This is a genomic window from Gemmatimonadota bacterium (assembly GCA_040882465.1).
Classification (GTDB): domain Bacteria; phylum Gemmatimonadota; class Gemmatimonadetes; order Longimicrobiales; family Gaopeijiaceae; genus JBBEBG01.
On sequence record JBBEBG010000019.1, the window covers coordinates 16245 to 27064 of the forward strand.

Here is a 10820-nt window from a genome sequence, read left to right on the forward strand (position 1 = left end):
AGTAAGAAGGGGAAGTCGCGAAGCCCCCCAACTACTCGCGTCTGATCACCGTGGCCGACGCCGGCCGCGCCGGCCGTTGGGGGTGGAGGTGGGAAGGCGAGGAGGGTGAGGTCGTCCCCGAGGAAGCGAGTTGAAGCTCCTCCTCGATACGCACTTCCTTCTCTGGGCGGTGACGGATCACCCGCGGCTCGCCGAGTTCGACTGGCTCGAGGCGCACCGCCCGTGGGGAGTGTCCCCCGTCTCCTTCCTCGAGATCCACCTCCTCTCCGAAGCCGGGAAGCTGAAGGTGAAGGGCGAGGCTTTCGTCGCGGCCGTCGGGAGCGACCCGCGATTCGTGGTGGATGAAGCCCCGCTCCTCCCGCTCATCCTCCAGGCGATGTCGCTCGACTGGACGCGCGATCCCTTCGACCGGCTTCTCACCGCGCACAGCCTCGCCCGCCGCACGCCGCTCTGCACCCTCGACCGCCGCATCCGCGACGATCACCCGCTGATCCCGCGAGAGCTTCGAGGCTGACCCTTCAGGGGAGGTATTCGGCCACGAACCGGTTGGCGAGGTACAGGCCCATCGCAGTCCCGACGATACCGATCAGAAAGGCAGTGAAGAGGGAGACGAGGGACCCGACCTCCCATCCGATCCAACCCCCGATCGTCATCCCGAGCATCCCGAGCATCCACTTCATTTCCGCCTCCTCAGGGCATCCCCCCCCGGGCCGCGATGAGCTTCATCGAGGCGCGGCTCACGAACTCCCTCCGATGAAAACGCTCGCCCCAGGAGAGGGGCGTCACGTCCCGGTATTCGTGAAGTGTGTGTTCGTCGTAACCTGGGTGCAGCTGCTTCCGTAAGGAAGCTCGAACATTCGGGTCGGCGCCGCGGTCCAGGAGCATTCGGGCGAAGGTCGCGGAGTCCCGCTGCTTCCAACAGTTGACCCCGTAGGCGGGCTGTGAGACGACGGTCGCGAAGAGCGCGGTATGACCCCCGAAGCCCTCTGCGTCCACCGTAGCCTTCGCATTCGGATCCATCCCCTGCTCGAGGAGCCAGCGGGCGATCTCCACCTCGTCGTAGTCCACGCACATGTGAAGGAGGGTGGCGCCGGCCAGCGGCGTCCCATGCGTGGCCAGGACCTCGTCGTGGCATCCGACCTCGGGAGGATAGATTTCCTCGTGAGTGAAGGTCCTCCCGAGGAGTCCGGGGTCACGCCGCAGATGCTCTTCGAGGAGATCGAGGCGCCCCCGGTGGAGCGCCATCGTCGGCGTGTCGGGAAGCGCGAGGCCATGCTCCACGTACATCTCCAGGATGGCGTGTTTAGCCTCGGGCTTCCGGCTGTCGGTCTCGAGGACGACGTCCACGGGCGCGAGCCTCTGTCCATACTCATCGTAGACCGTACCGCCGAGCTCTAAGACGAGCGCCGTCGCTTTCGGCTCGAGCGTATACGCGGGTCCCTCGAGCGCGTCCCGCGGAGGGGTCGGTTGGCCGAGGAGATCGTGGAGGAGGCGGGCCGTCCCAAGCTTGCCCTGGAGGAGAGCGCGCCCGAGCGCGTGCATCTGATCCTCCGCCCCGAGCCCATGGAGGAACCGGATGATCCGGTCCCGCCCGAGATTCGCGGCGTAGGACATCGGCGGCCCCCAGTTGCTCTCCCGCACGAGGGCGCTTTCGTGGAGGAGATTCGGGTGTTTCGTGACGAGCTGCCGGACCTCGGAGAGGTCATTGCGCCAGATCGCGGCGACCAGGTCGCACGCCAGCGCGAGGCGAGGCCAGCTCGGCGCGTCGTAGCTCCGCGCGAGGACGAGTTGCGCGTCATTAAGCTTGGCCTCGGCCGGGTCGAGGGGTTCGGGGTGAAACGCCCTCAAATCAGCGAGCGCCTCGGAATCACCGGCGCGGATCTCGCGAAGGAGCTCCTTCGCCTGGCGCTTCAACTGTCGGAGGTTGGGACGGACGGGAAGGTGACGACGGGGCATGACGAGCCTCCTCAGGCGTGCCCGGCGTCCGCTCGAATCGGGCCAGTAGGAGGTTCGTTGGATCGCCTTCGAACCGCCTTCTTCCAGGTGGACTCGGTCCTTTCCGCGGACGGGAGGCGCCCTGAACGCCTGGGAGAAGCGTAGGGTGGCGACGCCCCATCGTCAATCGGATTTTCGTGCCGGCGATTCCTCTTCCAGGACCCGCGCGTACAGGAGCTGGTCCAGCATCTTTCCGTCTTTGTAGACGCTTCGCCTCAGTCGTCCTTCGAGGACATATCCGGCCTTTTCCAGAACCCGCGCGGAGGCGGGATTCGTCTCGAAGACCCCCGCGAAGAGCCGGCAGATGTCGAAAGTCTCGAAGGCGTACTCGGTGTAAGCGCGCACCGCCTCGGTCATGATCCCCCGCCCCCAGAAATCTTCGCCCAGCCAGTATCCGATCTCCGCGGACCGGCGATGGACGTCGCTCTGAACATGCACTCCGATCCCGCCGACAGCCTCGCCCCCGACGGCAATGGCGGCATGGTGCGGGGGCCGTTCCTTCGTGACGACGGCGAGCCATGACTTCGCATCGGCTTCCCTGTAAGGATAGGGAAAGCGATCGCGAAGGTGGATGGCGATCTTCGGATTGTTCGCCCGTTTCGCGATCGAAGCCCGGTCGCTCTTCTTCCAGGGACGAAGCTCGCACCGCTCGAGTCGGATGACTTCCGCCATGTGGGACTTCCTTCGGAAGGCAGGTGGGGCGGCGCAGCCCGGAGGCGCCCGGCCAACCGACTCAGGGCGCGGCTTCGATGCTGAGAGAGGCGGGTGGCGGGGCGCTGGGCGGCTCCATCCCCGCGGGGCGGGACCAGGGCGCGAAGACCAGGGTCGCGCCGAGGGCCACGAAGGCGAACCCCGCCACGGTGTTCCAGCGGATCGGCTCGTTCAGATACCAGGCGGCGAAGATCACGAAGACCACGAGGGTGATCACCTCCTGCATCGTCTTGAGCTGCGCTCCGCTCATCCCGGCGACGAATCCGATCCGGTTCGCGGGGACCTGGAAGCAGTACTCGAGGAAGGCGATGCCCCAGCTCACGAGCACCACGATCCACAGTGCCCGCCCGAGGTGACGCAGGTGGCCGTACCAGGCGAAGGTCATGAAGACGTTCGAGATCGTGAGCAGCACCGCGGCTTTGAGCATTCAGCCTCCCGAAAGGTGTGTTTGCATCACCATCCTTCGCGTTCGACCAGGCCGGAAATTTGCGCGAGGTGGTGGCGGCCGTGCCATGCGTAGGTTTGGAGATACGACTCAGCGGAGATCGTCCCGAGCTCGGGGTGCCTCAGGATCCGTTGAAACTGTGCCGGGGTCATCGAGCGAAGGAAGGCGACCCATCGCTCGTGGAGGGCGTCCAGCAGCCGAAGCGAAACCTCGATGTCCCCCTCCCGACCGTCCGCGAGCTCGGCCCACGCCGCCTCCTCGTACGTCTTCACCGCGGGCCCGTCCTCGGTGACCGCCAACTTGAAGCGAACATAGCCGTTCATATGGCTGTCGGGGATGTGGTTCACCACCTGGCGCACCGTCCAGCCCCCGGGACGATAGGGGGTGGCGAGCTGCGCGTCCGCCAGCCCCGCGACCGTATTTCGGAGCTCCGCGGGGAGGGCGGCGATCTCCTCGATCGCCCGGCGCCTCTCTTCGTCGGAGAGGGAGGGCTGGACGCGGAGGGGACCGATGGGATAACGGAGGTTGTCTGTCTTCACTTCGATTTCGCCTTGGCTCTCGACGGCAACCGTCACTGGGTACACTCCGGCTCAGCGCCGATCCGCCTTCCGGATCACGAACTTGAGCCCTGACCAGATCTCATCCACCGCGCATACCTTCACGTCCACGAGGCCCGCCGACAAGCCGGCCTGGCGGACGAGGTCTTCCGTCAGGTCCGTTCTGACTCCGGCGGCTTTCTTCGGCCAAGATACCCAGATCATCCCGTTCTGGGCGATCTTCTCCCGCAGTCTCCGAAGGCGGTCCATGAGGCCGTCCTCCCCTCGCACGAAGAGATGAACAAAGTCGAGACCGGAAGCGGACTCGCCAACGAAGTTCACATCATCGGGGAGTCCGATCAGCAGGTCCCGATAGTGTTCGGGGGGACCCAGCACTGCGCACCTCATGCCGGGCTTGATCCCGAGCTTTTGGACCAGCGGCGTGCCGGAATACCCTGCGGTCATCGCGGCTTCCTCCCTCAGACGCGCCGCCGATTCATCGGCGGGGTCGAAGCGGACCGATCCTCTCGCCCCTCTCAGAATCCTCGATCAGATTCACTAGCCTCCTTCGTCGAGTCTCCTCCCGCTTCGCGCTGACCACCCATCGCAGGGCCGCCCTTCGGTACGACGGGGGCTGCGATTGGAAAAAACGCCAAGCCGCCTCCTTTGATCGAAACTCGTCCTCGTCCCCCTCCGTCAGCTTCGCCTCGTCCCGCTCGAAAGAGTACGCCCCCGACCTTGCCTCGTCCCTGCGAGAGAACGCCGCAATGCCTACCGGCTCCATAAGCCCGAGCTCCATGAGCTCCTTCGCACGGCGGGTGTTCACCTTGCTCCAGATGCTCCGTTCCCTCCTCGGCGTGACCCGGATCGAATAGCTGGACTCGTTGACCGTCCTGCGAACTCCGTCGATCCAGCCGAAGCAAAGAAGTTCATCCACAAGCTCCGGCCAGGTGATGCTCCGCATTCCCGATCCTTTCTTGTGGAGTCCGACCCAGAGCTCGTTTTCCTTGTCATGATTCGTCGCCAGCCACTTCCGCAACGCCGCCGAGGTCGGAAAAAATCGTTCTTGCATCGGGGTCCTCGTCGTCCATGATCCAGTTTCGGGGTAGATTTAATGTGAGCCTGACCCGTCGCGCCTCCCTCACTCGACGATAGACATCCGATGACCACTCGGCCACATCTCTCCGGGACCCTTGGAGTCCTCTGGGTGGCGCTTTTCGCTATGTGGGCTCCTGGAACCGCCAGGGCTCAGGAGCTCCCCGTCGGCGACGGCCGCGTGACGGACCAACCGGCGTCCGGAAACGTCTTCGCTTGCCGCTTCAACTTTCGGATGGGGGGTGCCCGCCATGACGGTCCCTGGTTTCACGGCGAAACCTGGAATCCCGCCGAAAAACCGCATGTCGCCGGGAGCGTATACTGGCCCTCCGCGGCCTTCATTCTAACGCGGACGCCGGCCCACCTCGTCTTCGAGGGTAACGGGCTACCGGTGGAACAGCCCACGGGAATCTTCCCGATCGCGCCAAGCGATTCGGTCTATCAATACGACACCAATCCCAACCGCATCGCCGCCCAGGATCTTCGCTTCACGATCCCCGCCGTTCCAGTGTTCGCCCCGGAGCCGGGCTGTCTTCCCATGGGCATGATCGGATTCACGATCACGGGAGTCGCGTTGTACAACGCCCTCGACGACGCGGGACTGGACGCCGCCGCACACGAGATCCAGGACCTCTGCAACGGGCATCCCCAGGCCAATTCCCAATACCACTATCACAACGGATCGCCGTGCATGCCGGGGGCGGATACGGACCAACTCATCGGATGGTCGCTCGATGGCTTCCCGATCCTCGGAATGAGGGATGCGGATGGCACTCTACTGACGAATGCCGATTTCGATGCCTGCCACGGCCGTGCCACGACCATAGCCGTCGAGGGTCGAACGTACGAATACGCTTACCATCTCACACGGGAGTATCCGTATGTCCTCGGTTGCTTCCGCGGTCAGCTCCTCGAAAGCACCCTCGAGGACGTCCGGGACGGGCTCGCGCCGTTGCGGGATCGGGCTCCCGCGCGGACTACACCCCTTCCTTAGCCGGACGAGCGGGTTCGGGGCCGAGCCGTTCGTCCCCCCCCGGTCGCGTCAGATCGGGCACGATTTTACAGTTCCGTCGGCCACACGTTGCCGAACGCTCGTCCTAGTTGTCCCGCGTAGATCTCCGTTTCATAGGGCATCAGCACCATGCCATTGACCTGATGGTCATCGAAGAGCTCTCGAAGCGCCCTGATCATGGGGGAGTAGTTCGGGTGATTCGGCGGCGGTGTGTACGACGACGAACGGAGCCTTCCCTCTAGCCCTTCGTAGTCGAAGCGCTGTTCGCACGGGATCGTGCGTCGCGTGAAGCGGCCACCAAAAAATGGCGCCAGCATGGCGCGATCCATTCGGTCGTGGCGTACGGCGCCGTAGTCCGTTCCGAACCGCGTGAGGAGAGACTCGTACCCCTCATCGAACGGGCTTCCCGAAAGAAGCCGGGTGTTCCAGAAGAGCGCCACCCACTTCGGCGGGCGGAGAATGCGAAGAAATTCCATTCGGGCTTCGACCCGGTCGAACCAATGGAATGCCTGCCCGGCCACCGCCAGGTCCACGGATGCGTCGTCGAGCCCTGTCGCTTCGGCGCTTCCCGCGACGCTTCGAAACCCCTTGCGAGCTCCCAGCCATGCCACTGCGGCGCGCCGCATATCGGCATTCGGTTCAATCGCGAATACGGGATTCCCATTGTCGAGGAACGGCTCGGCGGAGAAACCCGTCCCCGATCCCACGTCGGCCACCGTCCAATGCGAGTCGAGACCGATCTCTTCTCGAAGTATCGGCACGAGTTTGCCTGGATACCGCGGCCGGAACCGGACGTAGTCCTCGACGCGACCCGAAAACCGCCGCTGGGAGTCTGGAGGGAGGGCCATGGTTCGCCTTCGGTGGGTTACCCGGCGCAGTCACAAGAGAGTGGAGCTGCGATCGGCTAGCGAGTCCCCTGCGCGACGGAGTACTTCACCACACTCTCGACGTCGAGCTCATCCACGATGACGCCCCAGGCCTCTCGAATACTCGCGGTCATGAGCCGCACGTCGCCCGGGAGCGTCGCCTCGCCATGGGGGGCACCGTCCGGACGCAGGACCAGGTACCGCGACGTCCCCTCGTCCCGCGGGCGTAACCGGATCCAAATGGAACCATCCGTGCCGACCACGAGATCCTCGACCGGAGGGTACATGGGAGGCACCCAGGCCAGGTCGCGATACGGCTCTCCCATTCCCGAGATTCTGGATTCCATGGTAGTGACGGCGGCATCGATCACGCTATCGGCCACCACGGAGGGGAGCTCCACGATGTCGAACGGAACCCGACGCGAATACACGGTGTCGCCTTCGGCATCCAAGGAGATGACCTGGAAGGTGCCCGCGTCCGGGCCCTCCACGGAGGTCAGCACCTGACCATAGTGGCTCCCATCGCTGCTGATTTCCATGAAGGGAAGGATAGGGAAAGGAAAGCGGCCACCCGCGATGACGTTCGGCATCTCGATTCGGTAGTTACTCGGACCCCCGTCATACGTCGCGATCAGACGGCGCACCGTTCCATCCGACTCAACGATGCCTCGCCGGTTCAAGGTCGGCTCCAGCGGGAACCCCGGTTGCGCGGTGCGGAGGGTCAGACTTGCGTAGATCGCACCGTCCGCCGTCATCGCCTGAAAAGAGACCCCTTCAAACTCGACCGCATGTTCCGCGCTCCTCAGGAAGATCGGCCCCGTCACCCCCGGCGCGGTCCGCAGGAAGTTCAGCTCCGGCGAGATAAAGGTCACGCGGCGCTGACGTCCGTCATACACCCAGAGCGTGTCCGACCGGAGTCCTCCGTAGACGAGGTTCAGGAACTCCCCTGGTCCCTCTCCACTCCGCCCGAAGGATCCGATGACCTGACCCTCGTCACTGACGACCAACAGCTTCGCCTCCAACGACTGGGCCACGAAGAGCCGGCCATCTTCGGCCGCGGCCATCCAGAATACGGACACGAGGTTGTTGGCATGCCCGTCGATCACCCACTCCTGGACGAGGTTCAGCTCCTCGATTCCCGCCTCCTGATCGTTCTGCTCCCCACCGCATGCCACCAGAAGAGTCAGAACCACTCCGGACACTGTCGCGAATCTCCGGCTCATCTCACTCGCGCTCCCCGGGTCACGAGGATGCCAAAGGCGGTGTTTCACTCACAGAAACACCGGCCTGACCAAGATTCAGCTCATAGCGTGCTACGTCGAATGAGCGCCACCGAATCTCGCTGTGATACCTGAACCCATGAGTCTCATAGAATGACCGTAGCCTCGGCCGTCGCGCGTCACAGTCCAAGCGGAGATAGGCTAGTCCTAAATCTCGAGCCCGGTCTCGAGCCCATGCGAGCAGGGCTGAAGAAACGCCTTTCCCCGCGAATTGCCGTCGAACGGCCAGGCGGTGCACGAACGCGCTGTCATGCCCCGTGACTTCAGGCCAAAACTCAGGATCCACAAGTTGAAACTTAAGCGTTCCGGCAACTTCGTCATCAACGAGCCCGAAAACAAAGAGTCCCGAGTGAACCGCGGGAGCGAGAAGGGCGGGATCTAGCTCATCGGGCTCCCACATGGCCAGTCCGCTCCCTTCGAGCCACCTGGCCGCCTCGAGTAGAACCGAGCAAACCTGCTCGACTTCCTGCGGTTCGGCCACTCGCACAGAGACGTCTAGCCCGGAGTGGTCCATGCCGGAATGATGGTTCCGTCCCATACACTCCCCAATCGGCCGGAGCGATGCCCAACGCTCCGGTTCAGCGGCGGGCCGCGCAACGTACCGTCCGCCGCAACCGGTTGTTAGGCCGCCCTCACTGACGCACATAGCGCAAGTGTGTGGCGGCTGGACCATCAAGAACCTTGCCAATGCGAAACTGCGGCCCGGGCTCGCGTAGGTTCTCGAAGAGACGCCGCCCGCCGCCGAACAACACGGGTGCCAAGGCGATTTCCAGTTCGTCGACGACACCCGGATTCAGGTACTGCTGGATCACATCCGCTCCACCCGCGATACGAATATCACGACTGCCTGCGGATTCCCGAGCCAGCTCTAGGGCACGCTCCGGCCCGTCATCGATGAAGTAAAAGGTCGTCCCACCGGGGCGCACCCAGGGTTCGCGTTTCTCATGGGCAAGAACGTATACCGGTGTGTGAAACGGAGCCTCCTCTGGCCAGGCGCGCTCGCCTTGGTCGAACATTCGCTTGCCCATCATGTTGGCACCGATGCGCTCCGTGGTGCTGCGAAGCAGGTCATTGACCGGGCCGGTCTCTCCCCCTGGTCCGAGCTTGAGGTTCTCGCGGATGTACTGTTGATTGAGGGCCCAGGCCATCAGCGCACCCCACTTAGCGCCCCAGTTCTTGTACTCAGGCTTGTCCCAATTCTCCATGGTCATTCCTTCCGGTGCCATGTAGCCATCGAGGCTAAGTCCAATGTTGACGAATACTTTGCTCATGATTCTCCTCTCGCATGTTCGGATGCCGGCCTAACCAGGATTCTACGGATCCGCGTAACGTTCCAACGTTGCCGAGGAGTACAGAGGAGGCGGTTTAGCGCCGGAGCCGACACGCCCGTTTGTTATCTGAAGTCAGAGCCGCGTCCACGCTCGAACCCGACTCGCAGCATCGAAGCCAAGGGGTTCAGTCTCGGAGTAGGAAGACGAAACCTCCGACACTCCCACCGACCAGTGCCCCGATAATGCTCCCGTTGATTCTGTAATAATAGTCGGAGGCGTAGTTCCAAAAGCTACCGGCAGACGCCACGGAATCTTGGCTGCCGTCCAAGGGCCATCCCAAGAGGAACCCCGCCGCGAGACCGAGTCCTGCACCCAAAAGAAGGTGGCGCCTAAGGGAAGGCGCGGAAGCCTGAGCAAGCACCGAATGAGTAGACCAATTCGGTGATGCCTCAGACCGAGCCAGGTTCGAAAAGCTCGGTTCGGCAGCGGCGGAGAGATCAGGCGGCTGAAGTGACCAATTGGCCTGATCCATATCCCGAAGTACTGAGAGGTCAACGTCCCGAAGGCCCTGACCCGCCAACGGGTTTGTCCAGGCCAGGCAGGCTATAAGAACGACCAGCGGATCATTGATCGTTGGCTTCCGTAAGATCATGGTCGGTTACCCCCCAAATCCTGAGATGGCTGGGCGTCCCACCGACTTCATGACTTGAATCCTGCACTCAACATCAGATCGGGGGCATTTCCAGCGAGGTCACTCGCTCGCATTCGGGCCCGATTCTTGTCCCTAGTAAGACGAAGTGAGCAACTCCGCCAATATCCCGTTGGACGATCTGACGAAGCCGGGAAGGCCTTGCCTCATCTCCTTAACCTGGCGCTGCCTATCCTTCAGTTCCTTAATCATCTCGTCCCGGAGTTTCTCGAGGCCCACCAGCCGCTTCTCAAGCGTCGCAGCAGCGTTCAGGGCCTCAGCGGCGTCGTTCAGGGTGAGTGTCTCGGTCTTCGTGACCAGGCCCCTCTGCCCGCTTCGCATTGTGTGTGAGTACTCGACCTCGGTCGGGTAGGACACGGCCGAGTTGGCGGCCAACTTGTGAACGGACTTGGCAACCTTCTTGATCTGCAGCACTTCCCCTTTCTTCCCGGTCAACTGATCGACGAGGTCACGCTCCAGCAACTGCGCGCCTGCGTCGGCCAGCTCAGCCACGTCCTTGGTGGCTGCCGCAACACGATCGTCTTTACTGCCCGGGATCGAGTCCCAGCGGAGAGCAGTCGCTGCCGTGGCCAGAGCCCTTCGCAGCTGCTCGCCTTGACGCACTCGGAGGGTTCCGTCTTGGTGGAGCCTTTGGAGAGCCAATGAGGCCAATGTCCGCGCGGTTTCGATGAGCTCCGGCTTACGCGTCATCATGTCTGCTTTCCTCGAATGTTTGGTCTTGTTGGGTCTTGGAATGGCAAGGTCCTCCGTCGTGACCTACGGGAGATGAGGACGGTCGGCACCACAGCCTTGTGAAATATAGCTCAACCAGCCCGCGAGGTGGCGGGACACAACCAGCACAAGGGGTTAGGCATCGTCAGTAAATAACATTTACGTACGAGGCCGAGGACGGATGGCGTA

General features: G+C 63.2%; 14 protein-coding genes. 2 read left to right on the forward strand and 12 right to left on the reverse strand.

Annotated elements, in window-relative coordinates; all coding sequences use genetic code 11:
• The first annotated feature begins 130 nt into the window (after positions 1-130).
• Positions 131-514 carry a PIN domain-containing protein gene (locus tag WEG36_05955; protein ID MEX1257144.1) on the forward strand — a complete coding sequence of 128 codons (384 nt, stop codon included), beginning with the start codon at positions 131-133 and terminating at the stop codon, positions 512-514.
• A gap of 4 nt (positions 515-518) precedes the next feature.
• On the opposite strand, the gene WEG36_05960 is transcribed toward WEG36_05955, so the two are convergent.
• The 7 genes from WEG36_05960 to WEG36_05990 form a co-directional block, all read right to left on the reverse strand.
• Positions 519-680, reverse strand: coding sequence for a hypothetical protein (locus tag WEG36_05960; GenBank protein ID MEX1257145.1), 162 nt, complete (start codon positions 678-680; stop codon positions 519-521).
• Between the two features lie 10 nt (positions 681-690).
• Positions 691-1956 (reverse strand): ankyrin repeat domain-containing protein, encoded by a 1266-nt coding sequence (locus WEG36_05965; GenBank protein MEX1257146.1) that lies wholly within the window; start codon positions 1954-1956, stop codon positions 691-693.
• A gap of 162 nt (positions 1957-2118) precedes the next feature.
• Positions 2119-2667: a GNAT family protein gene (locus tag WEG36_05970; GenBank protein ID MEX1257147.1), complete on the reverse strand. Its 549-nt coding sequence runs from the start codon at positions 2665-2667 to the stop codon at positions 2119-2121.
• 61 nt (positions 2668-2728) lie between these two features.
• Entirely contained in the window at positions 2729-3133 is a 405-nt protein-coding gene (locus WEG36_05975) for a DMT family protein (protein MEX1257148.1), read from the reverse strand.
• Between the two features lie 26 nt (positions 3134-3159).
• Positions 3160-3690 carry a putative metal-dependent hydrolase gene (locus tag WEG36_05980; GenBank protein MEX1257149.1) on the reverse strand — a complete coding sequence of 177 codons (531 nt, stop codon included), beginning with the start codon at positions 3688-3690 and terminating at the stop codon, positions 3160-3162.
• A 51-nt stretch (positions 3691-3741) separates the two neighbouring features.
• Entirely contained in the window at positions 3742-4152 is a 411-nt protein-coding gene (locus WEG36_05985) for a DUF3052 family protein (GenBank protein MEX1257150.1), read from the reverse strand.
• Positions 4153-4183: 31 nt separating this feature from the next.
• Positions 4184-4759, reverse strand: a complete 576-nt coding sequence (locus WEG36_05990; protein MEX1257151.1) for a YdeI/OmpD-associated family protein — start codon at positions 4757-4759, stop codon at positions 4184-4186.
• A 90-nt stretch (positions 4760-4849) separates the two neighbouring features.
• On the opposite strand from WEG36_05990, the gene WEG36_05995 reads away from it, so the two are divergent.
• Positions 4850-5776, forward strand: coding sequence for a YHYH protein (locus WEG36_05995; protein ID MEX1257152.1), 927 nt, complete (start codon positions 4850-4852; stop codon positions 5774-5776).
• A 65-nt stretch (positions 5777-5841) separates the two neighbouring features.
• Here WEG36_05995 and WEG36_06000 read toward each other — a convergent pair whose 3' ends face one another.
• The 5 genes from WEG36_06000 to WEG36_06020 form a co-directional block, all read right to left on the reverse strand.
• Entirely contained in the window at positions 5842-6642 is an 801-nt protein-coding gene (locus WEG36_06000) for a class I SAM-dependent methyltransferase (GenBank protein ID MEX1257153.1), read from the reverse strand.
• A gap of 56 nt (positions 6643-6698) precedes the next feature.
• On the reverse strand, positions 6699-7883 hold the full coding sequence (locus WEG36_06005) for a hypothetical protein (protein ID MEX1257154.1): 1185 nt from the start codon (positions 7881-7883) through the stop codon (positions 6699-6701).
• 19 nt (positions 7884-7902) lie between these two features.
• Complete coding sequence (locus WEG36_06010) at positions 7903-8613, reverse strand: GNAT family N-acetyltransferase (protein MEX1257155.1); 711 nt, start codon at positions 8611-8613, stop codon at positions 7903-7905.
• A complete protein-coding gene (locus WEG36_06015) occupies positions 8573-9211 on the reverse strand; it encodes a dihydrofolate reductase family protein (GenBank protein ID MEX1257156.1) in 639 nt (212 codons plus the stop codon). Before WEG36_06015 ends, WEG36_06010 begins: the two co-directional genes overlap by 41 nt.
• Positions 9212-9995: 784 nt before the next feature.
• Positions 9996-10613: a hypothetical protein gene (locus tag WEG36_06020; protein ID MEX1257157.1), complete on the reverse strand. Its 618-nt coding sequence runs from the start codon at positions 10611-10613 to the stop codon at positions 9996-9998.
• Positions 10614-10820: the final 207 nt, after the last annotated feature.